Consider the following 25,466-nt stretch of genomic DNA (forward strand, 5'->3'; position numbering starts at 1 on the left):
CGCTTCCCTCCTCCGCCTTGCGATCGCACGCACCAGACCCCGCCAGCCCCGCCCTTCCGGGCGGCCGACGCCACTTTGACGACACTCCCTAGGGCTGGTCCGGTGTGATGCCCTTGATGACGGCGAAGACGCCGCCCTGGGGGTCGGCCAGGACGGACATCCGGCCGGCCGGCATGTCGAAGGGTGGGGCGATGACCTTGCCCCCGGCCTTCCCGGCTGCCGCGGCGATCGCGTCCACGTCGTCCGTGTGGAAGTACGCGAGCCAGTGCGGCGGGGTGCCCGCCGGGTGCTGGTCGAGACCCATCATCCCGCCGACCTCACGGCCGTCGACGCGGATGGTGGTGTAGCCCTCGGCACCCGGGAGGTCGGCGGGGCCGGTGGTGAGGGGCAGGACGCGGGAGTAGAACTCGGCCGCCACGGCAGTGTCGTGGGTGGCGAGCTCGTTCCAGATGAGGGCCCCGTGCTCGTTGACGATGCCGGCGCCGTCGAAGGTGCCGGGCTGCCAGAGGCCGACGGCGGCGCCGGTCGGGTCGGTGATGATCGCCATCCGGCCCAGGTCCATGACGTCGACCGGGCCCATCATGACGCTGCCGCCCGCGTCGGTGACGGCCTTGACGGTTCCGTCGACGTTGTCGGTGGACAGGTACGTGGTCCACACGGTCGGCGGCATCGGGTCGGGCACCGTGCCGTCCGGGTTCATCGCCTTCATGATTCCGGCGACGGGCTTGCCCTTGAGCTGGCAGACCGAGTAGCCGCCGGTCTCCGGCGGGCCGATCTCCCCCTGCCAGCCGAACAGGCCGCAGTAGAAGTCGAGGGCGGCCTGCTGGTCGGGGACCATCAGGTCGATCCAGCACGGGGTGCCGGGCTTGTACGGGCCGTTCATGTCGGGCACTGATGCCTCCGGTGGATACCGTTGGGGAAGGACGGGCTGTCCCGTACCCGCCCCGCAGACCCCGAACCGCGCCGAACGGGTCACCGTACGACCGGGTGGAAGTGAAGCCCGGGCCGACGGACGTCGTCGAGCCGGCCCCGATCGGTTCGCTTTCGTCGGCCCGTCCGAGGGCGCCTCGGCCTCGCGCGCCCGTTCCTCGCGTGCGCGCCCGGCCATCGGGCGACCGGCCGGGTGACCTGCGCCCGACTCACGGTCGTGCACCGCGGAAGCCGGCTCACGCACGCGGGAGGATGCGCAGGCCGTTCCGACTTCTTCGCCGCTGGAGATTCAGTGCTCGAACGCAAGCAGACCAAGGGCCGCACCCAGGTCACCTTCGTCCTCCCCGCCGACGCCCCGGACGGGCCGGTCAGCGTCGTCGGAGACTTCAACCACTGGAACCCGGCCGCCCACCCCCTCGAGCCCCGGGGCGACGGCACCCGCGCCGCCAGCGTCACCCTGCCAGCCCACAGCGCACACTCTTTCCGCTACCTCGCCGCCGGCGACTACTGGTTCGACGACGAACACGCCGACTGCCACGACGGCACCAACTGCCGACTCCACACCTGACGGGTAGGTTGCGGGCCGGGCACGTGGCAGGACCCGGCCGGGGTGATGGTGGCCACGGGCCCGACCGGGTCCTGCGTGCATGGGCGAAGAGCGATCCGATGTGGTCAGAACTCGTCTTCGCGCATTTCGTCATCGCCGCGCTCACGCCGCATCGCCTCCAGGCGGCGCTGCGCGATCTCCTCGGGGCTCATCTTGCCAGACCGCTCCTCGCGGGTACCGGGGTGGACGGGGTCCTGCTCCACAGCACGCATGCGCTCCTGCTCCTCGCGGCCCTTGCCCGGCTCCTGGCGCTTGTCCTGCTTACCGCCCATGACCGCGACTCCTCTGCGACACGTGACTGAAGGCTTCCCTCCCCACGCTGACACACAAAGTGACGCTTCGCATCACATGGGTGACCGGCTGCGGAGCCGGTGGCGGCCCCGCCGACACCCCGAGGGGCCCAGACGGGCTCGACTACGAAACCCACAAGCGTTCGGACGAGGACGTCGAGAACCGCGACGCGATGGAGACGTTGGACCGCTCGGGCTGCTTCCGTCCGCAACTTGTCAGCCCGCTCGGCCGGATCGTAGTGGGCCCGGCGCCCTCGATCAGCAGCACATCGCCCTAGCCGCGGGTGGCTGTGCGGCGCAGCGTTTGCTCAGGCCACTGGTTCGACGACGAGCTCGATCACCTCTGCGGGTCCCGCCCGGAACGCAGGACTGGCTGCGTCGGCTTCGACCATGTGCGGGGTGACATCGTGTGCGGCGAGCGCCGATTTCGACGCCCACTCTTCGATGAGAACAAAACGGTCGGGATCGCCGCTCACTTGGTGCAAGTCGTATTGCAGGCACCCGTCTTCGGCTCGCACGATGGGCGCGAGGCGCTCGTACGCGTCGATTTGCTCCCGGCCGCGACCCGGAAGCGTGGTGATCAGGATGACGAGACGTATGGGTTGGGGCATGATCCGCATCCTAGATCGCCAAGCTGGGCACCGGAAAAGTATTTCCGCCTCAGCGTCTGCTGTGCCACAGCCGTCGGCACGCCGGACACACGTCGAGGTGTGCCGCGAGGACGCCCTTCACCCGTCTCCCCGGCTTGCGCGCGGCTGCGGAGAGGAGGAAGCCGTAGCGGCGGCATTCCTCGTTTCCGCCGGTGCGGCACAGATGCGCGGCGAGGTATGCCTCCCTCAGCCCGTCCCGGGCCCTGGCGGCGAGCGAGGAGACGCCGCTGCGGCTCAGGCCGAACAGGCGGGCGACCACGCTCGCCGGCTGCTCGTCGACCTCGCTGTACCAGAGCACCGCCTGCCAGCGTTCGGGCAGTGAGCGGAACCCGTGCAGGACCATCTGACGATCCTCGGACTGGAGCAGGCGGTCCTCGGCACTCGGGCTGCCGACGGCGCACACGTGCTCATCGCACCAGCGGTCGAAGTCCTCGGAGAGCTCGGTGCGCCGCTCGGACGCCGCCCACTGCGCCGCCGTCCGCCGGACGACGGTCAGCAGATACGGGCGCCATGCCGTGCTGGGGCCGTGCCCGTCCCGGATGGCCTCGAGCGTCCGGGTGAAGGCCTCGGAGGCGAGGTCCTCCGCGGTATGCGGACTGCGGCAGCAGCTCCGTGCGTAGTGGAGCACGTTCCGCCAGTGTCGTTCGTAGAGAATCCTGACGGGTTCCTGGTCTGTACCATTGCGGATCAGTGCCGTCAGTTCGTGATCAGGGGCGCCGACCAGTCGGGAGCGTCCACGGGGCATGAGTAACCCTTGTTCGAAAAGCGGTTGGAGAAGATCCGCTATTTTCGGGCTGGTCCGCGAAGGCTGTAAAGGTGATCCATCCGACACCGGAAAACTGATATCCCGCACGGCTTTTCGGGTCGCTCAGCCGTGGCAGGGCCCCCGGCACTGCTGGTGGACCGTCAGGTTCGTTGCACCTCCCACTCGATGAGGACCCGCCACGAACCGGCATCGGACCGTCGCATCCTGCGGTCAGCCCCACCATCTGGCGGACGAAAGCGGCCCCTCCGGGTACGGATACGGATACGGCCAATCGGAGGGGCACGCGTCGGCTGCGGAGGCACCGGCCCTCGAAAGCGCGCGGGCCTGCCCTGCTCCGCGATCCGGAGGGCCTGCTGTGCGCCGGTGTCGCACAAGCATCGCTCGGCCGTCACACAGTCATCACACCGCCGTCGTCGCCCCATCGAACTCGCCGGCATCCGGATGGCCTGAAGTCGCACAACTCAATCCCTCGTCGCCGTCCCGCCGTTGATCACGTCTCCCCCGCCTCACATACTGCGCTGACCGGCCCGTCGGGCGCCGTTGCGCCCCTGGCTGGAATGACCCATCGACCTCATCCCAAGCTCCTGGGGGAGACTTGCGCGCACATGTGCACAGAGCACGCGCCTTCACCGTCACAGCGGCCGCTTCGGTGGCCCTCGTGGCAGGCATGACCGGCCCCGCAGCGGCCGTCACGACGGCCACGACGACCACAGCGGACACCACGCGCTCGGACGGCAACCGACGGATCCAGCTCATCACGGGCGACCGCGTGGCGGTCGGCGACAAGGGCCAGGTGGTGGGCTTCGAGTCCGCCAAGGGCCGTGAGCGCATACCCGTACAGGTACAGCGCACCAAGGACCACACACTGGTGGTGCCCAGCGACGCGCAGCGCCTGATCGCCACGGGCAAGCTGGACCAGCGGCTCTTCGACGTCGACGAGCTCACCAACCCGCTGCTGCGCAAGAGCCACCGCGACGGGCTCAAGCTGATCGTGCAGTACGACGGGGGCGCCAGTACTGCACGGGCCGAGGTGCGTTCGGCCGGTGACACCCAGCTGCGGCGCACGTTCCCCACCATCAACGCCGACGCCCTCCGTACCTCGCAGGACGACGTGGCCAGGGTGTGGGAGGCGCTGACCGACCAGGGCGAGGGCGGCGTGCGCGCCACCGCCTCCGGCATCGGGAAGGTGTGGCTGGACGGGGTGCGCAGAGCGAGCCTGGACCGCAGTGTCGAGCAGATCGGCGCCGACAAGGCGTGGGCGGCCGGGTACGACGGCAAGGGCGTCAAGATCGCCGTCCTCGACACCGGAGTCGACAAGACCCACGATGACCTGAAGACCCAGGTCATCGGCGAGAAGAACTTCTCCACCTCCCCCGACACCGCAGACCGCGTCGGACATGGCACGCACGTCGCCTCGATCGCCGCCGGTACCGGTGCCACGTCGGGCGGCAGGTATAAGGGTGTCGCGCCGGGTGCCAAGGTCATCAGCGGGAAAGTACTGAACGATGAAGGAGCCGGGGACGACTCCGGGATCATCGCGGGCATGGAGTGGGCCGCCGCCGAGGGCGCGGACGTCGTCAACCTCAGTCTCGGCGGCCCGGACTCCCCCGGCGTCGACCCGATGGAGGCGGCGGTCGGCAAACTGTCCGCCGAGAAGGGGATCCTGTTCGCCATCGCGGCGGGCAACGAAGGCGAGGGCGGCGACTCGACGGTGGGCTCGCCCGGCAGCGCGGACGCCGCGCTGACCGTCGGCGCCGTCGACAAGGACGACAAGCTGGCGCCCTTCTCCAGCATCGGTCCGCGCACCGGGGACGGAGCCGTCAAGCCGGACGTGACCGCGCCCGGCGTTGCCATCACCGCGGCCGCCGCCCCCGGCAGCGCGCTCGACACCCGCCCCGGCACACCGCACCCGGCCCCCGGCTACCTGCAGATGGACGGCACCTCCATGGCCACGCCCCACGTGGCGGGCGCGGCGGCGATCCTGAAACAGCTGCACCCGGGATGGAAGTCCGCCGAGCTCAAGGGCGCGCTGACGGCCTCCGCCAAGGGCGGCGACTACACCGCCTTCCAGCAGGGTTCGGGCCGCATCCAGGTCGACAAGGCGCTGGCCCAGAGCGTGATCGCCGATCCGGTCTCCCTGAGCTTCGGCGTCGCTCAGTGGCCACATCCCGACGACCGGCCCCTCACCAAGAAGGTCGCTTACCGCAACCTCGGGACCAGCGACGTCACCCTTGACCTGTCGGTGTCCGCGCTGGACCCGGCGGGCAAGCCGGCCCCGGCCGGGTTCTTCGCGCTCGGCACCACCAAGGTGACCGTGCCCGCCGGCGGCACGGCCGAAGTCGGCCTGACCGCCGACACCAGGATCGGCGACGCCGACGGCACCTACTCCGGCTACGTCACCGCCACCGGCGCGGGCCAGTCCGTCCGCACGGCCGCGGTGGCCGTCCGCGAGGCGGAGTCCTACGACCTGACGCTCAGGACCATCGACCGCGACGGCGCCGACGCCCGGAACTTCTCCAGCACCCTGATCGGCGTCGCCGGCTCCGGCAAGGGCTTCCAGCCCCGCATCGACAACGAGCCGGGCACGCACAAGATCCGTGTGCCCAAGGGCTCTTACACGTTCAACGCGGCCGTCTACCAGGACCCGTCGGACCTCACCAAGGGCACCGACTGGATCGCCCAGCCGAAGCTGGACATCTCCGGCGACACCGCGGTCACCGCCGACGCGCGCACCACCAAGCCGGTGGACATCACCGTGCCCGGCCTCGACAAGGTGGACTACGGGGGGACGTACTACGAGCTCGCGACCGACATCGGCCGCGTCGGCAACGGCTGGGTCCTCAGGGGCTTCACCAACTTCCGCACCGCGCACATGGGTCCGGGCGTCAGCGACGGCTCGCTCCTCCAGACCTGGGACGCGCACCTGCTCAAGGACGCTACCGCTCAGTACTCGGTGGCCTTCGGCGGCAAGACGCAGAAGGTCGCGACCGGCTACACCAAGCACGTGAAGGCGAACGAACTGGCGACGCTCAAGGTCGGCGTCGGTGCCTCCGCTCCCGGGAAGACCACTGTCACCTCTCCGTTCGCCCATCTGCCGGGTGCGCCGGAAGGCAACGGGTTCTCGGCGCCGCAGGCCACGCCCGGCACGCGCACCTTCTACGTGTCCACCGCCGACGGCGTCAAGTGGCTGACCAGGTCGGACCAGTTCGGCGAGCCTGACAAGTGGGGTTACCCGGCCTTCGACGGCGCCTACGAGATGACCGAACCGAAGCGCTACGAAGCCGGCAGGACGTACCGGGAGACGTTCAACACCGGCGTCTTCGGCCCGCTTCTGGGCGAGAAGACGGGCGTCTTCCGCACCGCACCCGACCCGGCCACGGGCGAGCAGCAGCTCATCGGCGCCCTGCCGCTGTTCGCCGACGGAAACGGCCACGCGGGTCTGACGACGTACACCTCGGCCACGTCGACGCTGTACCGCAACGGCGTCAAGGTCGGCGAGAACGACGACCCGCTGGGCGGCGCGCAGCCCTTCAAGGTCGACGCCGCCGATGCCGAGTACCGGCTGGCGACCTCCGTAGAGCGCCCGGCCAAGGTCGCCGCAGCCTCCACCCGCATCGACACCAGCTTCACGTTCCGCTCGAAGCAGGTCGCGGCCACCACCGCGCTGCCGGTGTCCACGGTCCGCTTCGCGGCCCCCGTCGACCTCGCCTCGCGCGCCCCGGCGGGCAAGTCGGTCCACGTACCGGTGACCGTGCAAGGCTCGGCGGCCGGGAAGAACCTCAAGTCGCTCGCCGTGTCCGTGAGCTACGACGACGGGAAGACCTGGCAGCCCGTGAAGGTTGCGAACGGCAAGATCTCCGTGAAGAACCCGTCGAAGGACAAGGCCGTCTCGTTCTTCGCCGACGTCACGGACAAGCAGGGCAACAAGTCGTCGCTGACGATCCACAACGCGTACTACGGCAGCTGACGTTGCCCCGGTGACGGATATCGCGTGACGACGACGTGCTGGAAGCGTTCAAAAACGCTTCCAGCACGTTCCGTCGAGGACGTGTACCTGATCGTCGGGGGAATGTCCGGGATCGTCCGGACCGGAGCGGCGACCGGCGCCGCATCCTCGGCCTCGCCTTCCGGAGTCCGCTCCGCGCGGGACCGGCGGGTGCCGGGCCAGGGCGCCGACGCCCCCCGCCGGGCCAGAGCCCTCTCGCGGCCGGGTCCTCCGGACGGATCGCCCCGCCGTGCCGGTGCGTGCCCGCCGCCCTATGCTCGGGGCATGCCACGCCGCCCGATGCACATGTCCGAAGCGGCCAAGGCCGCGCTGCGCACCGCCTTGCAGAAGCTGCGGACCGAGCTGCATGCCCCCGCGGCCTTCCCCGCACCCGTGCTCGAAGCGGCCGACGCCGCCGCCCACGCGCCCCGGCTGCCCGACAAGGACGCCACCCACCTGCCGCTCTTCACGATCGACCCGCCGACGTCGAAGGACCTCGACCAGGCCATGTACCTGGAGCGGCGCCCCGGCGGCGGGTTCCGCGTGTACTACGCCATCGCCGATGTGGCCGCCTTCGTCGCGCCCGGCGGCGCGCTGGACGCCGAGGCCCACAAGCGGATCGTGACGCTGTACTTCCCCGACGGCAAAGTGGCCCTGCACCCGCCCGCGCTCTCCGAGGGCGCGGCCAGCCTGCTGCCGGACCAGACCGTCCCCGCCCTGCTGTGGCAGCACGACCTCGACGCCCACGGCGAGGTGACCACGTCGTACGTGAGTCGCGCCCTGGTCCGCAGCCGGGCCAAACTCGACTACGCGGGCGTTCAGCACGCCATCGACTCCGGCACCGCCGAGGAGTCCGTGGCGCTGCTGCGCGACATCGGCACCCTGCGCGAGGCCGTTGAGGCCACGCGGGGCGGCATCTCGCTCACCCTCCCGGAGCAGGAGGTCACGTTCGAGGACGGATCGTTCCGGCTGAGCTACCGGGCCCCGTTGCCCGTGGACGGCTGGAACGAGCAGATCTCCCTCATGACCGGGATGGCCGCGGCCCGGATGATGCTGGACAGCGGTCCGGGCATCCTGCGGACCCAGGACATGGCCCCGACCCACGAGGTCACACGATTGCACCGCATCGCCCAGGGCCTGGGCATCGACTGGCCGCACCACGTCTCGTACGCCGAGTTGATCCGCTCGCTCGATCCGCACGACCAGAAGCACGCGGCCTTCCTCCACGAGGCGGCCGGCGCCCTGCTGCTGAAATCGCTCTACAAGTCCTTCCGCGACCACGACCACATCCCCGAGCAGACGAGCCACGCGGCGATCGCGGCCCCGTACACGCACTGCACCGCCCCGCTGCGGCGCCTGGTCGACCGGTACGCCGGTGAACTGTGCGTGGCTGCCTGCGCCGGCCAGGCCCCGCCGAACTGGGTACTCGCGGCCCTGGACGACCTGCCGAGCAGGATGGCGAAGGCGAAGGGGAGTGCGGCGGACCGGCAGTCCGTGGACCTGGTGGAGGCGGCAGTACTCATGGACCGGGTGGGCGGCACCTTCGACGCCACGGTGATCGACACCGACGAGGAAGAGGACCCGTCGAACCGGCGGGAGGGACAGGTCCAGATGGCGGAGCCCGCCGTGGTGGGCAGAGTCACCTCGGCGGACGTCGACCTCAAGCTGGGCGCAGGCGTCCGGGTCAGGCTCGAGCGGGCGGACCCCGCGTTCCCCGACAGGGGCAAGAAGATCCTCTTCAGCCTGGTGCAGGACCAGTGACCTGAGTCAGTGGTTTGCCGTTGCTTCCGGAGCGGGCCCCGGCCGCGGCCGTCGCGCGTCATACGGGTGACCAGGACGGAGAGGGCAGAGGTCGCCACGAGAGTGGCCGCCCAGGCCACCGGGGCCGCCAGGCTCAGTACCGGCCCCATCACCTGCCGTGCCTCGTACGGGCCCGTCACCGAACCGTCGGGGTGCACGTCGCGGTGCTGGTCCCAGCCCAGCCAGGCGGCCCATGCCTGAGGAACGGTGTGTCAGGAGACGCTCTTGGTCGCGCTGGAGACGACGCACTCCTTGTATTCGCGTCCGTCGCCCTTGCCGGTGTACGGCGTTGTGGCCTCGGCCTGCTGGGATCCGCCGGCCTTGACCGTCAGGTTGGTGACCCTGGCCGTGGCGGCGAGGGCGTTCGACCCGGGCGCGCCTTCGAACTTCATGGTGATGTTGTAGGTGTAGCTCAACGAGCCGCTGTTGGTGACGGTGAGCCGGGCGACGAGGTTCTTGCCCGAGTCGTCCAGGCGGCACTTGTCGATCTTGATGTCACGCTCGGCCTTGTTGGCGCTGCTCGAACCGCCCGTAACGGAGGGCGTGCCGAACGAGGTGCCGCTGCTGCTGTCGCTGCCGCTACCACCCGTGGTACCGCCGGTGTTACCGCCGCTGGAGCCGCCCGAGCTGCTGGAGTGCGAGGAGCTGGAGCCGTGGCTGCCACCGCAGCTGGCGCCGTGGGAGCCACGAGCCCCCGTGAGCGCGACAACGGCGATACCGAAGACGGCTATTGCCCGGACATGACGAAGCTTCACATTCAATCCCGTTGCAAAGAGTGATGAGCAAGTAGGCACCTTGGCAGGCGCACGTCACCTTAATACCGTCTTTATTTCGCCTGGTCGCGCCGAGCCGGACGGGCCCACCTGATCGTGACACGATCACGACACACTGATCACAAGCGGGACGCAGGCCGGCAGCCTCTGCGGCTTGAGCCGGGACCGGGGAAGGCGTCCGCACCGGGGAAGGTGTCCGCACCGGCCGGCACGTTCTGCCCGGAGCAGGCTCTACTCCCACCTCACCAGGTACGCCTCGTGCCGTACGCATCCGGCGTCGGCCAGCAGTGTCGGCTCGCCCGAGTACCGGTCGGGCCGCAGCGACAGTTTGATGGCACGGTCGTTGGCCGTTCGGATTCCCGGCAAGCCGGCTCCCGGCTCGCCGGTTCCGGGGGCGGGTATGTCCTCCACCTTCAGGCCCTGCGCAGACCATGCCCCGCGGAGCGTGTCGACCGCTTCCCCGTACGCCGCGGGGCTCGCATAGCGGGGCGCCCAGGTGATGATCGCCTGGTCACGGGTGACGCCCTCGGAGTCGGTACCGAGGTCGTCCTTACAGGAAGCATTGGCCAGCTCGCGCCGGTCCACGATCGACGAGGGGGCCATCCCCAGCCGCCGCACCGCGTCTTCGCCCGCCTGCTGCGTCAGCCTCAGGTGTTCGCGGAACTCCATCTCCGACATCACCCGGCTGCCCACGCAGCCCTGGGTGAGCGCCGCGACGAGCAGCACCGCGCCGCCCACGGTCAATGCCCTGGTGCGGCGCCGGCGGAGCGGCGCGGGGTCCGGGGCGTGCGCGGCGGGGAAGGGTGTCGTCGTCATGGGCCCATCCCAGCAGGCGGATCCGGGCGGGCGGTACCGCTCCCGTACTCAGGCGCCGGTGAGTACGCGGGCTGCTCGAGCGGATCAGGAGGCAGCAGCGGCGTAGTGGTCGGCGTACGCCTGGAGGTGGGGAGCCAGCGCGCCATCGGCTCCGGTGGAGTTCACCTGCATCCACAGCTCGTTCTCCACGACGAAGCGGTACGCGAACTCCTCGAAGGTGTCGGCACATCGCATCAGCGAGGAGGCCACCGCGACCCGGGTCTCCTCCGCCGGTTCCCCGTCGGACCACCAGCCGGCGGACTCCAGCTCCACGGGCGAGCAGACCACGAACACCTCACCGCAGGGCCGCAGGTACAGGTACCAGGTGACACAGTCCTGCTGGTCCCGCAGGAACCGTACGAGACGGGCGCCCTCCTCGGCCGGGCTGCGCAGCGGACGCGAAAGGTGGCTCCAGCAGGCCGTCACCGAGACCTCGTCGAAGGCCCGGCAGATGCGCTCACCGGCGTAGAAGGCGGCGAAGTCCGCGGGGAGTGCGAGCCCCACCACGGCCAGGTCCCGCTCCACGGCCGCCAGATGCTCAGCGTGCTCCGACCGCGGACCGTCCGCGCCGCCCAGCCAGCCGAAGCTGCCGTCGAGTTGCGCGGCGTCCAGCGGCGGCAGCGTGTCCAGGGGGTAGACGTCGTACGTGGACGCGCACGCTCGGAAACGCCCCAGGTCCGTGGCGCACCAGCCGGTGGAGAACCCGGCGGGCGCAACGTCGGACGCAGGACCGGAAGTGGATGCGGATGCGGATGCGGACATGGAAGACCCCTCGGGACGCGGCTGGTTCAGCGGTACGTCTCATCCTCCCGCCCACCACTGACAACAGCCTTCGCCGTCGCCCCGGCCAGGCCGCGCCACGGACGCCGAGGGACCACCGGTTGAAGCTCGGTTCGGTAGTGCGGCCTCCAGCTCTGCCGGTTCCGCCGCCGCGAGCTCGAGCTCTGTGCCCTTGGCCGAGTCCTGGACCGAAGCCGGGCAGCCGGTCGGCGGTGTGGGAGGAGGCGAAACGCAGCCACGTCGCGCGGCGTTGCTCAGGGCGTAGTGGCGGTCAAAGGGGAGCGGCGAAGCCGCCGCGCCCGGGCTGGCGGCTTGGTAGACCAGCTCTCCCGGCCGGCCTGGGCGGCGATTTCGAACGGACAAGGCGTCGGCCCCGGCACCCGTGATCACGGGTGCCGGCGACGCCCCCGCTACACAACGATACGAAACGAAGCGTTGCGTTTCGACCACGATGTCAGCGGCACCGTCAGCTGTCAATACGAGACGTAGCGTTGTGTTCCGATAGGGTCAGGTCGTGCCCCCGCCACCCCCGCCCGCCTACCGCAACGAACAGTCCCGGCAGGCCATCGTCGAAGCCGCATTACACCTCTGCGCCGAACGAGGCTTCGCGGCAACCACCATCGAGGGCATCGCGACGCGGGCCGGCGTGGGCAAGACCACCATCTACCGCTGGTGGCCGTCCAAGGCCGCCATCCTCATCGAGGGCGTCGAGACCGCACGCGACGCCGCCGCCGGTTTCCCCGACACCGGTGACATCCTGGCCGACCTTGTCACCCAGACCGCCAACGTGACGCGGCTCTTCGACACTGAGTTCGGCGCGATCTGGCGCGGTCTGATCGCCGCCGCCCAGACCGAGGAGGCCGCGGCGGAGGGGATCACCCGCATCCTGCGGGTCTCCATCGACGCATGCATCGCCCGCCTCGCCACAGCCCGCGACGCGGGACAGATCCGCGCCGACCTGGACCTCGAGCTGGCGGTGGAACTCATCTACGGACCGGTCTACCACACCTGGCTGCTGCGCACCCGCCCCATCCCCAAGGGATACATGGAGACCGTGCTGAACGCCCTCATGCCCGCCCTCATGCCCGCCCTCGCGCCCCGTCCCGACCAAGCCTGAGCCGGCCGGCCCCGAGCCTCATCCGTACCGCGGCCGCACCGCGCACCGAGTGGGGTCACCCACCTGCCTCGAAGCGGCGCCGCGCGGCGTCGATCGGCTGCTTGTCGATGAAGTAGACGATCGCGGCCGACCCGATGGCCTTGGTACCCGCGGCCGCCATGGCTCCCGACAAGGCGTTCCCGGGGCCGGGTATCAGTTTGAGAAGCGCTCGGGCAATCTCCCGGAACGCCACTCCCGCTCCGATGTTCAGCCCGAGACCGACGCCGAGTTCCCGGGCCAGTTCCACCGATATCTCGCGTCCGGAGATGTAGGCGATGACCACGATCATGAAGACCTGAAGCGAGGTGATGAACGGCAGGTCCGCGACCGGTATCGGCTGGAGGCCGATGCCGCCGCAGACAGCCGCCGTGATGAAGACGATCCTCCTGGCCACCTGCTTCTGCACCCTGCGGAACTGGGCCAGCCGCACGAACGCGAGCTGCGTCGCGTCGGGCAGCACGTCCTGCATCCTCAGGGCGAGCAGGTCGATGTTCCAGCGGAAGTCCAGGTCGGGGTCGAGGCGGCCCTGCTCGTCGAAATCCATCAGCCCGGACGTGGGCACGACTCCGCAGGCGATGAACGGGGCCAGATAGTCGTTTTCGCGGAGGTGCTCGGCAAAGAGCTTCGACGCTTCGCGGATGTGGCCGGTCTTCCTGGCGCCGTACGGCGGGCTGTGGAGATAGCCGGGGTCGAGCTCGTCGCACTGGCTGAGGATCGGAACGATCTTCACTTCCGTCCCGTGTACGCGAACGGCCTCCCGATGTACGGATTCCAGAGCGGCCAGGTCACCCGAGATCGCGGCATCCACCTCCCTGGCCTTGACCAGGAACAGGATGACGTCGGGGCACCGCTCGCGCACCGCGTTGATGAGGGATTCCTCGGCCGACTCCGCAGGGTCGGCCTCGGCCGGCCGGGATCCCTCCTGCACGCCCCGGGTGTCCAGGATCTCCATCTCCCGGCCCCCGAATTCACACAGCTCCCAGCACGGCGCCCCCGTCTGCGCACGGACGGAACCCACCTTCCGTACGGGAGCGCCGAATATGGCATTGATCAGACCCGACTTCCCCGCGCCGCGCCTGCCCAGCAGCATGACGCGGGGACTGCGCCGGTCCCGGAGCATGCCCAGCAGTTGTTGGATCTCCCTCTGCGTCCTGTTGCGCACGGCCGGCGGCATCATCTCGATGATCGAGAGGAGACTTTCGAGTGCGTGGTCCAGGGAATTGAATTCGTCTTCCGGGCTGTCCGACACGGCAGCAGCTCCCCCCGTGGGCGTCAGCCGGTCACCCGGGCGGGTGGCCAGCTCGACTCGAAGGGGAAACTATCTCCTGCGCCGTTGCGTGTCATCGGCGCACACGGACCCGTACGTACGCCCCGCGCACGCCGCCTCGGGGGCAACGAATCCTGTCTCGGGGCCGTCGGGGCCTACGCCACAGGGCCGAGGTCTCCTTCAGGACGGTCTGGATGATCTGGGGCCGGTCCCCGAGGGCGAGGTCCGGTGACGGGGGCGAGGCTGAGCGGCGCGGCGTCCCACACACCGATGGAGAGGACTTCCAGACCTGGGTGGGCAGCCTCCCGGACGCTCTTGAGGCTTGCGATGTTGACCCTGGCGACGAGCGGCGGCTCCGGGCAGCGGTCCCGGCGTTCTTCGCTCTCCCGGTTGAGGACCAAGTCGGTGAGGGAGTCGGCCATGAGTTCGGCGCCGATGCTCTCCTCGTAGCTGAGCATGATGATCTGCCCGATGTGTCCGCTCGGGCCGGGTGTCAGGTCGACCGCCAGCTGGTCGCCGCCACCGTTCTCCCCGAACACGATCCATCCGGGTGAGCCGACCAGGCCCTGCACCGCGGCGCCGGGCGGGGCGGCGAACGCCTTCGTGGCCGCGAACTCCCAACGGCACTGACGGGTCGACGCGTCGGCGATGTACAGCTCGTCCACGGCGGAGAGCTCGCAGCCCACCGCCTCGTAGACACGGCTCACCGCCTCGTGGTCGTCGCCCCAGTCCTCCCACCGCGCCCGTGTCACGCGGTAGAGCACCTTGAGCTCGTCGGGCAGCGCGACCCCAAGGCGCGCTTCAACGCCGGCGATCTCCTCTTCCGTCGCACCGATGGCGTCGGGCAGCCGCTCACGGAGCGTGCGCTCCAGCAGCTCGAGGTCCGCGGAACGGGCCGGCCCCGCGCCGGGCACCGGCTCGGGCAGACGGCGCCAGGGCGGTGCCTGCCGTCGTCGCAGAGCCAGGCTCCAGCCATGCCGGCCGATGCGTCCCGCCACGCGGGCGGCCTCGTCAGCAGGCCTGTCCGCCTTGGCAGCGAGCAGAAGCCGCAGCCACGGGCTCCCAGGTCGCGAAGCCGCGTATCGATGACGCGGGGCAACTCTGATCAACCATGCGCCGACCGTACGCGGCGACCGCTGCGGCTGGTGAGCAGGCGGCGGGGGCAGCGTCTGTGCCCGGCTGCACCCGGGTGGCGGGGTGAGTGAACGCACGCCGTACCCGAGCGGCTCATCTGACCGGCAGTAGTCGTTGATCGAGTCGGTGATCACCGCCTGGAGGGCCGTCACCGGTCGGTCAGCGGCCACACCGAAGGCTCGTCGGTCAGCGAAGGCACGGCGCACGGACGGAGGACCATGAGCGAGTCTTCCAAGGTCGCCACCATGGCAAAGGGGAACCGGTCGAGCTCAAGACAGAGTGCGACGTCATCGGGATGGGCTCCTTGGCGCACCCCCTCTGCCAGCTCGGCGGCGGCGCGCGACTCGGCGGCGCGGCGGAGGAATTCAGCTGCATCCGCCCCATCCTCGGTAGCCCTCCGAGCGATGTACTGAGCACACGCCAGATCTTCATCGGCGCGCCCGTCCTCGCCGCTGACCACGAACGTGGCGCTGTCACACTCGCGTGTCCGCAAGAGCCGAGCCGTTGCCTCCGCCACCACAAAGCTGGCGCACAGCACCAGCGATGCCTCCCTGACCGCAAGAGCGCCGACCGTCCCCGCCGTCGTTTTCTGCACAACGGTCCGTCCGCCAAGGTCAATGGACCGCAGCAGGCCCGGCGAGTTGACGGCGTCGAACCCGGGCGCGGGCGGACCGTCTTTGAGCGCCACCCAATCCGGGTGGCGAGCCTTGAGCGCCAGGGCTTCGTCCTGCGACTCGGCAAGAACGATCTGTTCCGCCCCCTGGGCAAAGGCCCAGGCAGCCACCGTGAAAGCACGCATGACGTCGACCACGACCGCCACGGACGGGGCTTCGACCAGCTCAGGAATGCCGAGGAATCGAGCGTCCATCCGGTCATGATCACGCATGCCCGACCCGAACCACCCGGACGGTGATGCGCATCACATCGACGGTCTCGGCATGCAGCGCCTAAGGAGCAGGGGCCTTCGCCGCGTCAAGCCGCGGCCGGCGTGTCCGGGGCCCTCGTGAATACCCCCGCGGCCGCCGCGGCCCGGGCGGCGCGGGCCGCCCGGTGCGGCAGGGCGGGATCGGGGGCAGCCCGCAGCAGGAGCAGCTCCTGGTAGAGCGGGGCCGTGGCCGCCACCAGCAGGGCCCGCGCGTCCGGACCGGGCGGGACCTCGCCGCGGTCCACGGCCCGGGCGACGACCGGTGCACAGCGTGCGTAGCGGCCCTCCCAGAAGCGGGTCAGGGCCCTCGCGGCTTCGGCGGAGCGGAAGGACGCGGCGATCAACGCCGTGGTGAGGCTGCCGCCCGGGCCGGGGTGTTCCGGGTGCAGGGCGTCGTAGACCTCCTGGTTGAGAGCGGTGAGGTCGCCCTCCAGGGACCCGGTGTCGGCGGGCTCCCAGGCGTCGTCGGCCGCCGCGTCGAGGACGTCGGCCAGCAGTCCGCCGACGTCACGCCAGCGCCGGTAGACGGTGGTGCGGTGCACTCCCGCCCGTTCGGCGACAGCGTCCACGGTGAGCGCGTCGTACCCGGCGGAGACCAGGACTTCCCCGACGGCCGCCAGAACCTGGGCGCGTACCCGGGCACTACGGCCTCCGGTCCGGCGCCGGGTCCCGGCAGTTGCGGCAATTGCGGCAGTTCCGGCCGACGCACCCGGTGCGGCCGGAGCACCCGGTGCGGCCGGTGCGGCCGGTGCGGCCGGGGCGGCCGGGGCGGCCGAGGCGGCCGAGGCGGCCCGTCCCCCGTCGGCGGAGTGGTCCGGAAGATCGCTTGCGGCTGACGTCGTCATCATGGCACCATCTTAAAGCAACAGTCGTCGCATTAAGGAGTTCACGATGCTCATCCGCATCCCGTCCATCGCCCGAGTCCCCCTCCCCCGCGTCACCCACTCCCAGGAGTTTCCGTATGACCGCAACCACCGCACAGCTCACCGCGCTTGACGTCACCAAGGCCTACGGGGGCCGCCTCGTCCTCGACTCCGTCAGCTGTTCCCTCCCGCCCGGCGGCCGGATCGGCATCGTCGGCGAGAACGGCTCCGGCAAGTCGACCCTGCTCCGCCTCTTCGCGGGCGTCGAGCGCCCGGACCGGGGCCGGATCATCACCCGCGCAGACGGAGGCATCGGGTACCTCCCCCAAGAGGAGGAGCTGCCCGGACAGCTGACCGTGCAGCAGGTCATCGACCGCGCCCTCGCCCGACTACGCGCCATCGAAGCCGAGTTGCGCCTTATGGAGCAGCGCATGGCGGACGGCGCCGCCGAAACCGACCCCGCACTGCTCACCGCCTACGCCGACCTGCTGACCGGCTACGAACTCCGCGGCGGCTACGAGGCCGATGCCCGCGTCGAGCGCGCCCTGCACGGCCTCGGACTGGTCCACGTTCCCCGCGACCGCATGGTCGGCGGCCTCTCGGGCGGCGAACGGGTCCGGCTGCGGCTCGCCACCCTGCTGGCCGCCGCACCCGAGATCCTGCTGCTGGACGAGCCGACCAACCACCTCGACGACGTCGTCCTGCTCTGGCTGGAGGAGCACCTGCGCAGTCGGGCGGGCACCACGGTCACCGTCTCCCACGACCGAGTCTTCCTCGACCGTTTCGCCACCGTCCTGCTGGAGGTGGACGGCGACACCCACCGCGTCGTCCGCCACGGCAACGGGTACGCCGGATACCTCGCGGAACGCGCCGCCGACCGGCAGCGCCGTACCGAGGCCCATGCCGCCTGGCAGGCCGAGGTCGAGGCGCTGCAGGCGCGCGCGGCCGGAAGCGCCCGCAGGGTGGCGCCGGGCCGAGCCCGCAAGGACGGCAACAAGATGGCCTACGACCGGGCTGCGGGCAGGGTCCAGCAGTCCGTGGCCGGGCGGGTCCGCCAGGCCGGGGAACGGTTGGAGCGGCTGCTCGCCCACCCCTTGGCCGCGCCGCCCGAACCACTGCGCTTCACCGCCGCCCCGCGTTCGGGCCGCACGCGGGGGCTGCTGGTGTCGGCCGCGGCCCTGGAGGTCCGGGGACGGCTGGCCCCGGTCGACCTGGCCCTCTCTGCCGGTGACCGGCTGCTGGTCGGCGGGCCCAACGGGGCGGGGAAGTCCACCCTGTTGGGCCTGCTGGCCGGGAACGCCACGAAGGCCGGGCCACCGGCCCGTGGACACCTCGTACGACGCGGACGGACCGGCTGGCTGCGCCAGCTGCCCGACCACGGCCCGGCGGGCCGGAGCGTCCTGGCGGCCTTCGGGCACGGTCGGGCAGGCAGCCCCGACGACCATGCCGAACAGCTGCTCTCCCTCGGCCTGTTCACCCGTGACCGGTTGGACCTCCCGGCAGGCGGGCTCTCAGCCGGGCAGCGGCAGCGCCTGGCCCTGGCCCGGCTGGTGAGCGAGCCGTACGACGTCCTGCTGCTGGACGAGCCCACCAACCATCTCTCCCCCGCGCTGGTGGAGGAACTGGAGGCCGCGCTGGCCGATTTCCCCGGCGCGGTGGTCGTCGTCAGCCACGACCGCATGCTGCGCTCGCGCTGGCAGGGGAGGCTGCTGGACCTCCGACCAGCGACGCGCCGCACGCCGGCAACCGCCGCCTGAGGCCCGCGCCCGGACCCGCGCTCCTTCGCCCCCGTCCCGCTCTGCCGAAAGGACTCCATGCCCCGCGACGTCTCTCTCACCACCGGCCGCTCCTTCCCCATGGCCGATACCGCGTCAGGCCCCTACGCCCTGACCACAGGCCCCGACGGAGCGCTGTGGTGCACCCTCGTCCACACCGGGCGCATCGCCCGCCTCGACCCCGACGGCCGGACACCGGTGACCGAGTTCCCCCTGGACTCGCCGGACTGCGGGCCCGCCCAGATCACCGCCGGACCCGATGGCGCGCTCTGGTTCACCCGCATGCGGGACGACAGGATCGGGCGGATCACCACCGACGGCACGCCGTGCTCGTACCCCGTCCCCACGTCGGGCAGCGGCCCGTACGGCATCACCACCGGCCCGGACGGGGCGCTGTGGTTCACGGGTCTGAACTCGGACCGGATCGGCCGGATGGAAGTGGACGGCTCCGTCCGGGAGTTCGGACTGCCCGGGCCCACCGGGGCCTTCCCTTCCATGATCACGTCAGGTGATGACGGCGCCCTGTGGTTCACGCTCAACCAGGCCCACGCCCTCGGCCGGATCACGACGGCGGGCGAAGTCACCGTCCATCCCCTGCCCACCGCGACGGCCGGACCGGTGGGGATCACCGCGGGGCCGGACGGCGCACTGTGGTTCACGGAGATCGGAACAGGCCGGATCGGCCGGATCACGACGTCAGGGGAGATCACCGGTTCCCCGCTGCCTGATCCGCAGTGCCGCCCCCACGCGATCACGGCGGGCCCGGACGGAGCCCTGTGGTTCACGGAGTGGGCCGCTTCGCACATCGGCCGGCTGACCGTGTCCGGGGAGCTGACGCGGTACCCGCTGCCCGCACCGGACTGCGAGCCCCACGGGCTGGCCTTCGGCCCGGACGGCGCCCTCTACACAGCCCTGGAGCGCGGGGACATCCTGCAGCTGGTCCCGGAGGGCGGGCGGCCGGGCGACGCTGGAAAAATGCCGACGGGTTCGGCACCCAGGGTGGGTGATAGCCGGGTGTCGGGGCGCAGTCAGTCGAACTGCATGCCGAAGTAGGGGTCGGGTTCGCCTGTGTAGGGGTCGACGCCGGACTCGAGGCGGCGTTGTTCCTCGCGCCGGTGAAGGAAGTGCGGCGAGGGTTCACCCCAGAGGGAGGCGTCGCTGAGGGGGCACTCGGCGAAGCCCTTGGTGAACAGACGCCGGAGGAACTCCGCCATTCCACAGTCGTAGATCTTCCAATGGGGCCGGATGTGCCGTCCCCAGACAATCACCGGCCACTTGTCGGGGTCGTCGTCGACGGTGAGCCAGCCGAGGACGTCGGCTCCGCAGCTGGCACCCCAGGCGAGGACGGAGTCAGGGCCGGCATCAACCCCGGCCGGGCCTCCTTCGTCCGACCATATGTGCCGCATGAGGGCGGTCTCGCCCGACATGCTCCCGAGTTCCTGCCCGTAGGCTGGCTGCGTGGTCGCTTCGGGAGCGAGGACGCTGAACGCGTCGTCGATGCCTCCGGCTCCGTAGGTGGCCATGAAGGCGATGTAGTCGGACGGGAAGCCCACTCCCCAAGCCCCTCGCATCGCATCCCAGTCCACCTGCTCGTCGGCGCCGTCATGTGGCGACATGACGGCCGTGAGCGCGGCGAGAGCCATTCCTTCAGACGGCATGTCCCCTCCGGTGCTGTGCTCGTGGGATGGAAGGTATCCGGCGCCACCGACATCGACCCGGCGGCACCGCCCCGAGCACGCTCGTGCGTGCCGGACACATCCGGGCCCACCGCCCGCGCCGCGACGGCGCGGTGCCCGGGGCCGGGGGCGCGGGCGCGGTTCGCGCTCAGGTCGGCGGCGTGGCCGTGCTGCCGAGGAGACGGTCCACGAGGAGTTCCGGGTAGCCGGAGGCCGGCGGGTCGATGCCGAAGATCGCCCGCAGATAGAGCGGCGCGACGAGCTGGTCGAGGATCTGGTCGAGGGGCGGGGGGACCTCGCCGCGGGCGGTGGCGCGCTCGCGGATGCCCTCGATGGCCCCGATGCGGCGCCCGAACTGCTGTGCACGCTCTCCCTGAGCTGTAGCGCTGCCCGGCATGGACAGTGCGACGGCGCGGATGAGCAGTCGCCCTTCGGGGGTGCGGATGCTCGCAACACCCGCTTCGGCCCATGCCGTCAGGTCGCCGCGCAGGGTGCCGGTGTCGGCCAGCGGCCAGTCCCGTTCGAGGCGGGTGACGACCACGTCGGCCAGCAGCGCCTCCCGGCTGCCCCAGCGCCGGTAGACGCTGGTGTGGTTCACCCCGGCGCGCTGCGCGACCGCGGGGATGGTCAGGTCCGCACCCTCGGGGTCGGACAGCAGATCGATGACGGCCTGGTGGACCGCCGAGCGGACCTGTTCGGGGCTCTTGCGTAGGCGCGGGGCCGGTTGTTTCGAAGTCACCCCCACATCGTAAGCACAACTATTTGCTTAATCGCGCCCGGCCGGTCTACAGTTCTGCCGTACGCACAGATCTGTGCTTAAGGAGAGTGTGATGAAGCCGCTGCTGTTCCCCGGCAACCCCCAGTTCTGGTACGAGACCCTGCGCTCCATGAGCCACATCGCCTACGGCGGCGCCGACTTCGGCGAGGTCGTCTCCACCGGCGAGCGCATCAAGGAAGGCGACTACGACAGCTGGCACGAGGAGTGGACGGCGACCGCCGACCGGGTGGCCGCCGAAGCCCAGCGGGCCCTGGACGCGGGCCACACCATCAGCGCCCGGGACGGATTCCTGCGCGCCTCGAACTACTACCGGTCGGCCGAGTTCTTCCAGCACGGCCGGCCGTGCGACCCCCGCCACGACCACGCCTACGACCGCAGCGTCGCCTGCTTCCGGGCCGCGGCCGCGCTCCACACCCCGCACATCGAACCGGTCCGCATCCCCTACGAGGACACCACCCTCCCCGGCTACCTCTACCGGGCCGACGACACCGGCACGCCCCGCCCGACCCTGATCATGCACAGCGGTTTCGACGGCACCGCCGAGGAACTCCACTTCAGCGGCGCGCTGGCCGCCGTGGAACGCGGGTACACCGTCCTGACCTTCGACGGCCCGGGGCAGCCCGGCCCCCGCCACCACCAGGGCCTGGTCTTCCGCCCGGACTGGGAGAACGTCATCACCCCGGTCGTCGACTTCGCCGAAACGCTCCCCGAGGTCGACAACAGCCGCATCGCGCTCCTCGGGAGCAGCATGGGCGGCGTACTCGCCCCCAGGGCGGCGGCCTTCGAGCACCGCCTCGCCGCCCTGATCGCCGTCGACGGCGTCTACGACCTGGGCCAGGTGTCCACCCGCCACATCCCCGGTGACCGCGACGAGGCCGAACGGCTCCTGCGCGCGGACTCCGCCCCCGAACTCGACGCACGCTTCGAGCAGATCACGGCCCAGGACGCCACCGCGCGGTGGGCGATCAACCACGGCATGTACGTGATGGGCGTCGAAACCCCCCGGGCCTTCAGCGCCTCCTACCTCGACTACACCCTCGCCGGCGGCATCGCCGAGCTGATCCAGTGCCCCACCCTCGTGTGCGACGCCGCCGAGGACGAGTTCTTCAAGGGCCAGCCCGAGCAGCTCTACGAGCACCTGACCTGCCCCAAGACCCTGATGCTGTTCACCGCCGAGGAAGGCGCCGGCGCTCACTGCCACCCCGGAGCCATGCGCCTGGCCCTCGCCCGCATCTACGACTGGCTCGACACCACCCTCGCGACCGTCGCCTGAACGCCCGGCCGGCACCGGCACTCCCGTCTCAATCAGACCCGGTCCTCCCGAACCGCCTCACACCTCAAGGAAGCCCCGATGAACCGCACCGGTATCGAAGCCGCCCTCAACGACCTGCTCTTCAACCACGACATCACCCTGGAGGAGGCCGCCGAACGCCACTTCACCCCCGGGTACCGCCAGCGCACGGACGGCCAGTGGGCCGACCGCGCCGAGTTCCTCGACCACATCAGCCACCTGCGCGGCATCGTCGCCGGCGGCACGGTCGAGGTCCACGACGAGCTGTACGACGGCGACAAGTACGCCGACCGGCACACCTGCCACATCACCAAGAACGACGGCACCACCGTCACCATGGAGGTCTACGTCTTCGCCGATATCGCCCCCGACGGCCGCTTCCACCGCATCGAGGAAACCACCCTGATGCTGAGCGGCTCCGACGCCGACCGCAACATCGGCAGCGCCCGCTGACCCCCCGCCGACAGGCTCGCATGCGAACGAAGACCGGCGACGGCCGACACGTGCCCCGCCAGGCACCGCGGACCGAGCGGGAAGCTCGGGCATGGCGGATCGCTCAGGGTCGCGAACTCGGGGATGGCGTGAAGGCCTTCGAAGACGTCGTCGATGAAGCCGGATACCGGTCGGCGTCGTCCGGCCAGGGAGAGCGTGGCGAGCCGGTGCATGAGGTCCATCTCCATGGTGCTGGGGCTGCGTCTGGCGACTGCGCGGAGCATTGACTGGCGCAGCCGGAGGGTCTGGATCTGCACGTCCAAGGCGTTGGCGCGTGCTTCCGTGACTTCCGGTATGGATGCCTCCCGGTCCAGCACCTTGCGCACGGTCGTCAGATCGAGCCCGAGATCGCGCAGCGTGCGGGCGAGGTTCAGGCGTGCGAGTGCGTCGAGGCCGTAGAGCCGGCAGCCCCGCGCCCACCGCACGCGACCTCCGTGCGGGCCGCTCACCGGGACTCCGTGCCTCAGGGCTCACACCGGCGTACGGCGAGGGCGGCGATGTCGTCGTCAAGGCGTCCTCTGCTGTAGGTGAGGAGGTCTCGGTGAAGAGCCGTGAGCAGTTCGCGGGGCGGTGTCGGGGGCTGTTGACGCATCCAGGCCGCCAGCGGGAAGAACTCGCCGTTGCGGGCACGGGCCTCGGCGATCCCGTCGGTATAGAGGAGCAGCAGGTCGCCGGGGGCGAAGTCGAAGGTGTCGACGTTGTAGTGATCGCCGATCAGCTCCGCGAGGCTGAGCAGCGGCGAGGGGGTGGCGGACTCGAGGACGCGGAGTTTCCTGGGGTTCAGGAGCAGCGGCGGGGGGTGTCCGCAGTTGAGGATGTCGATACGTCTGCCCTCGCGCGGGATCTCGGCGAGAAGGGCGGTGGCGAACCGCTCCATCGGCCCCTCGGGGGGAAAGGCGGCGTTGTAACGGGTGCTGCTGGCGTCCAGTCTGCGTGCGACGTTGACCATGTCGGCCTCGTCGTAGGCCGCCTCCCGGAAGGCGTTGACGATCGCCGCGGCCGCCCCCACTGCCGGCAGGCCCTTGCCCCGCACGTCACCGATGAGCAGCCTGACCCCGTAGGGCGTGTCGACCACCTCGTAGAAGTCCCCACCGATGCGGGCCTCCGCCGCGGCCGCGAGGTACAGCGACTCGATCTCGACATTCCCGACGCGGCGTGGCAGGGGGCTCATCACCACCTGTTGCGCCGCGTCGGCGACGAGCCGTACCTGGATGAGAGTGCGCTCCCGCTGGAGCCGGACATGGCTTCCGTACGCGGCGGCCACGGTGACCGCGATGATCCCCGCAGCCGTCCACCACGTTCCCAGATCGGGGAAGAGGAAGCCGAGGCCGATCATCAGACAGAGGCAGACCGTCCCGAGCAGGACGGTGGGGAGGACCGGCCACATGGCGGCGGCCAGGGCCGGCGCCGCGGGCAGGAGGCGGCTGAAGGCCATTTCCCGCGGAGTGGCGTAGGCCAGGCTGGCGATCACGACGGTCAGAATGACCGGCGACAGCCGCACGAGCCACCCCCGGCCGTAGGGCCGACGGAGCCGCGGCCGTCCAGACTCGATCACACCTCCCAGAATATCCGCGCAATAAGGGCATAGCGCTCTGGCGGACAGAGCCGGCCGCCCACCCCGCCCGCCGGCCTGCCGGCGCGGGAGGTCGACGCCAGGACAGAAAATCGAACACATGACTCAATGGGGGGGTGCGCGCAACCGAGCGTCGACAGGCCGGCACCGGGCTGCGGATGTACCGCATCGGCGTGCCGCTGCGGTACATCCGAGGGCCGCGGCGCCGAGCCGGCCGAGTACGGCATACGGGTGACCGCCGCCCCGTGGCCCTGGCTGGCGGCGCTCGAGGTGCGGCACGGCCCGGCACGGCGACATCGGGAATCGGCAGACCGTCCTCTCACCGGCGGGCTACTGTACGGACACGCCGTGTTGCCCACGGTCACCCGGGGAGGAATCCTGTGCCATCGCCCTGCGACTCCCAGTACGCTCCCGCCGGCGATGTGGGGGCCGCGCTCATGCTGATCGACTCCCGGCTCAGAACCGTGTACGACGGCAAGGCCGAGGCCGACCCGGAACAGCGGCAGCTGATCGGCTCATTCACCGCCTCCCTGGGCCCCGAGGAAGCGAATGACCTGGTGGACGGCGTGTGCACGCTCATCTACATGTTCATGCAGTGGCTGCGGATGGCCTACGAGGACCACGACAGGGACGTCATCGAGTACGTGGTGCCCGGCCTCGTGGCCTCGATGCGCATGATGCCCAAGAGCGTCCGTCCCGAAGTCATCCCCACCATGGCCGGCCTGGTCGTCGCGGCCGGCACCGGCCTGAGCCCCAACCTGTGGCGCAAGCAGTACGGAGACTGGACCGGGGACGAGATGCTCTCCCTGGAAGCCACGGCCTTGCTGCTCGCCGAGCACATCAACCGGCTCACTGACGACCGCGACTTTGCCACCCGCATGGTCACCGAAGCCCTGACCAGCGCCAACCAGGACTGACGTGAGGAGGCAGCAGACGCCGGCCCGGCGAAGGGTGCCGCGCTGCACAGTGCGAGCACATGCCGGCCGCCTTCTGGGCAGCCTCACTGTCGCGCGGCCGACCGGCGCTCCCAGCCGCTGAAGAGCGAGAGCCGGCCCAAGAGCGGAGTCTTCGAAGTCCGCCGGAAAATTTCGCTGTGGGAT

23 protein-coding genes and 1 pseudogene are annotated in these 25,466 nt (G+C 70.6%); 10 read left to right on the forward strand and 14 right to left on the reverse strand.

Going from position 1 to position 25,466, the window contains the following annotated elements:
* Nucleotides 1-88 precede the first annotated feature (88 nt).
* On the reverse strand, nt 89-883 hold the full coding sequence (locus tag ACZ5WG_RS21180; RefSeq protein ID WP_468725515.1) for a VOC family protein: 795 nt from the start codon (nt 881-883) through the stop codon (nt 89-91).
* 339 nt (nt 884-1,222) lie between these two features.
* Between ACZ5WG_RS21180 and ACZ5WG_RS21185 the strand changes: the two genes are divergently transcribed.
* Entirely contained in the window at nt 1,223-1,498 is a 276-nt protein-coding gene (locus tag ACZ5WG_RS21185) for an isoamylase early set domain-containing protein (RefSeq protein ID WP_468725073.1), read from the forward strand.
* A 104-nt stretch (nt 1,499-1,602) separates the two neighbouring features.
* Here ACZ5WG_RS21185 and ACZ5WG_RS21190 read toward each other — a convergent pair whose 3' ends face one another.
* A complete protein-coding gene (locus ACZ5WG_RS21190; protein WP_468725074.1) occupies nt 1,603-1,809 on the reverse strand; it encodes a hypothetical protein in 207 nt (68 codons plus the stop codon).
* 59 nt (nt 1,810-1,868) lie between these two features.
* Between ACZ5WG_RS21190 and ACZ5WG_RS21195 the strand changes: the two genes are divergently transcribed.
* Nucleotides 1,869-2,105 carry a hypothetical protein gene (locus tag ACZ5WG_RS21195; protein WP_468725075.1) on the forward strand — a complete coding sequence of 79 codons (237 nt, stop codon included), beginning with the start codon at nt 1,869-1,871 and terminating at the stop codon, nt 2,103-2,105.
* Nucleotides 2,106-2,135: 30 nt separating this feature from the next.
* Here ACZ5WG_RS21195 and ACZ5WG_RS21200 read toward each other — a convergent pair whose 3' ends face one another.
* Together ACZ5WG_RS21200 and ACZ5WG_RS21205 are read right to left on the reverse strand one after the other, a co-directional pair.
* Nucleotides 2,136-2,438, reverse strand: coding sequence for a putative quinol monooxygenase (locus ACZ5WG_RS21200; RefSeq protein ID WP_468725076.1), 303 nt, complete (start codon nt 2,436-2,438; stop codon nt 2,136-2,138).
* 49 nt (nt 2,439-2,487) lie between these two features.
* Nucleotides 2,488-3,222, reverse strand: a complete 735-nt coding sequence (locus tag ACZ5WG_RS21205) for an RNA polymerase sigma factor (RefSeq protein ID WP_468725077.1) — start codon at nt 3,220-3,222, stop codon at nt 2,488-2,490.
* Between the two features lie 688 nt (nt 3,223-3,910).
* Here ACZ5WG_RS21205 and ACZ5WG_RS21210 point away from each other — a divergent pair.
* The gene (locus ACZ5WG_RS21210; RefSeq protein WP_468725516.1) at nt 3,911-7,210 is read left to right on the forward strand and encodes a S8 family peptidase; all 3,300 of its coding nucleotides are present in this window, start codon (nt 3,911-3,913) and stop codon (nt 7,208-7,210) included.
* 303 nt (nt 7,211-7,513) lie between these two features.
* Nucleotides 7,514-8,989 (forward strand): RNB domain-containing ribonuclease, encoded by a 1,476-nt coding sequence (locus ACZ5WG_RS21215; RefSeq protein WP_468725078.1) that lies wholly within the window; start codon nt 7,514-7,516, stop codon nt 8,987-8,989.
* A gap of 251 nt (nt 8,990-9,240) precedes the next feature.
* On the opposite strand, the gene ACZ5WG_RS21220 is transcribed toward ACZ5WG_RS21215, so the two are convergent.
* The 3 genes from ACZ5WG_RS21220 to ACZ5WG_RS21230 form a co-directional block, all read right to left on the reverse strand.
* Nucleotides 9,241-9,783 carry a hypothetical protein gene (locus ACZ5WG_RS21220; protein WP_468725079.1) on the reverse strand — a complete coding sequence of 181 codons (543 nt, stop codon included), beginning with the start codon at nt 9,781-9,783 and terminating at the stop codon, nt 9,241-9,243.
* A 249-nt stretch (nt 9,784-10,032) separates the two neighbouring features.
* A complete protein-coding gene (locus ACZ5WG_RS21225) occupies nt 10,033-10,617 on the reverse strand; it encodes a hypothetical protein (protein ID WP_468725080.1) in 585 nt (194 codons plus the stop codon).
* A gap of 84 nt (nt 10,618-10,701) precedes the next feature.
* Nucleotides 10,702-11,418, reverse strand: a complete 717-nt coding sequence (locus ACZ5WG_RS21230) for a hypothetical protein (protein WP_468725081.1) — start codon at nt 11,416-11,418, stop codon at nt 10,702-10,704.
* Between the two features lie 532 nt (nt 11,419-11,950).
* On the opposite strand from ACZ5WG_RS21230, the gene ACZ5WG_RS21235 reads away from it, so the two are divergent.
* Nucleotides 11,951-12,553 (forward strand): TetR/AcrR family transcriptional regulator, encoded by a 603-nt coding sequence (locus ACZ5WG_RS21235; protein WP_468725082.1) that lies wholly within the window; start codon nt 11,951-11,953, stop codon nt 12,551-12,553.
* Between the two features lie 55 nt (nt 12,554-12,608).
* On the opposite strand, the gene ACZ5WG_RS21240 is transcribed toward ACZ5WG_RS21235, so the two are convergent.
* The 4 genes and pseudogenes from ACZ5WG_RS21240 to ACZ5WG_RS21255 all read right to left on the reverse strand — a co-directional run bounded on the left by ACZ5WG_RS21240 (nt 12,609) and on the right by ACZ5WG_RS21255 (nt 16,766).
* Entirely contained in the window at nt 12,609-13,841 is a 1,233-nt protein-coding gene (locus ACZ5WG_RS21240; RefSeq protein ID WP_468725083.1) for a GTPase family protein, read from the reverse strand.
* 230 nt (nt 13,842-14,071) lie between these two features.
* Nucleotides 14,072-14,972 (reverse strand): annotated as a pseudogene (locus tag ACZ5WG_RS21245) (SMI1/KNR4 family protein); the annotation flags it as partial.
* Nucleotides 14,973-15,141: 169 nt separating this feature from the next.
* Nucleotides 15,142-15,861 (reverse strand): 2-phosphosulfolactate phosphatase, encoded by a 720-nt coding sequence (locus ACZ5WG_RS21250; RefSeq protein ID WP_468725084.1) that lies wholly within the window; start codon nt 15,859-15,861, stop codon nt 15,142-15,144.
* Between the two features lie 104 nt (nt 15,862-15,965).
* Nucleotides 15,966-16,766, reverse strand: coding sequence for a TetR/AcrR family transcriptional regulator (locus tag ACZ5WG_RS21255; RefSeq protein ID WP_468725085.1), 801 nt, complete (start codon nt 16,764-16,766; stop codon nt 15,966-15,968).
* A 113-nt stretch (nt 16,767-16,879) separates the two neighbouring features.
* Here ACZ5WG_RS21255 and ACZ5WG_RS21260 point away from each other — a divergent pair, with 113 nt between their 5' ends.
* The gene (locus tag ACZ5WG_RS21260) at nt 16,880-18,538 is read left to right on the forward strand and encodes an ABC-F family ATP-binding cassette domain-containing protein (RefSeq protein WP_468725086.1); all 1,659 of its coding nucleotides are present in this window, start codon (nt 16,880-16,882) and stop codon (nt 18,536-18,538) included.
* Between the two features lie 57 nt (nt 18,539-18,595).
* Nucleotides 18,596-19,609: a Vgb family protein gene (locus ACZ5WG_RS21265; protein WP_468725087.1), complete on the forward strand. Its 1,014-nt coding sequence runs from the start codon at nt 18,596-18,598 to the stop codon at nt 19,607-19,609.
* On the opposite strand, the gene ACZ5WG_RS21270 is transcribed toward ACZ5WG_RS21265, so the two are convergent.
* Both ACZ5WG_RS21270 and ACZ5WG_RS21275 read right to left on the reverse strand, forming a co-directional pair.
* Nucleotides 19,585-20,214, reverse strand: a complete 630-nt coding sequence (locus tag ACZ5WG_RS21270; RefSeq protein WP_468725088.1) for an SMI1/KNR4 family protein — start codon at nt 20,212-20,214, stop codon at nt 19,585-19,587. The genes ACZ5WG_RS21265 and ACZ5WG_RS21270 overlap by 25 nt on opposite strands.
* Nucleotides 20,215-20,380: 166 nt before the next feature.
* The gene (locus ACZ5WG_RS21275; protein ID WP_468725089.1) at nt 20,381-20,971 is read right to left on the reverse strand and encodes a TetR/AcrR family transcriptional regulator; all 591 of its coding nucleotides are present in this window, start codon (nt 20,969-20,971) and stop codon (nt 20,381-20,383) included.
* 91 nt (nt 20,972-21,062) lie between these two features.
* On the opposite strand from ACZ5WG_RS21275, the gene ACZ5WG_RS21280 reads away from it, so the two are divergent.
* Together ACZ5WG_RS21280 and ACZ5WG_RS21285 are read left to right on the forward strand one after the other, a co-directional pair.
* Nucleotides 21,063-22,283, forward strand: a complete 1,221-nt coding sequence (locus ACZ5WG_RS21280) for an alpha/beta hydrolase family protein (protein ID WP_468725090.1) — start codon at nt 21,063-21,065, stop codon at nt 22,281-22,283.
* A gap of 78 nt (nt 22,284-22,361) precedes the next feature.
* On the forward strand, nt 22,362-22,754 hold the full coding sequence (locus tag ACZ5WG_RS21285; RefSeq protein WP_468725091.1) for a nuclear transport factor 2 family protein: 393 nt from the start codon (nt 22,362-22,364) through the stop codon (nt 22,752-22,754).
* A gap of 502 nt (nt 22,755-23,256) precedes the next feature.
* Here ACZ5WG_RS21285 and ACZ5WG_RS21290 read toward each other — a convergent pair.
* Nucleotides 23,257-24,348: a PP2C family protein-serine/threonine phosphatase gene (locus tag ACZ5WG_RS21290; protein ID WP_468725092.1), complete on the reverse strand. Its 1,092-nt coding sequence runs from the start codon at nt 24,346-24,348 to the stop codon at nt 23,257-23,259.
* A 398-nt stretch (nt 24,349-24,746) separates the two neighbouring features.
* On the opposite strand from ACZ5WG_RS21290, the gene ACZ5WG_RS21295 reads away from it, so the two are divergent.
* Nucleotides 24,747-25,283 carry a hypothetical protein gene (locus tag ACZ5WG_RS21295; RefSeq protein WP_468725093.1) on the forward strand — a complete coding sequence of 179 codons (537 nt, stop codon included), beginning with the start codon at nt 24,747-24,749 and terminating at the stop codon, nt 25,281-25,283.
* Nucleotides 25,284-25,466: the final 183 nt, after the last annotated feature.

It is taken from the genome of Streptomyces sp. NPDC032745 (assembly GCF_055579465.1).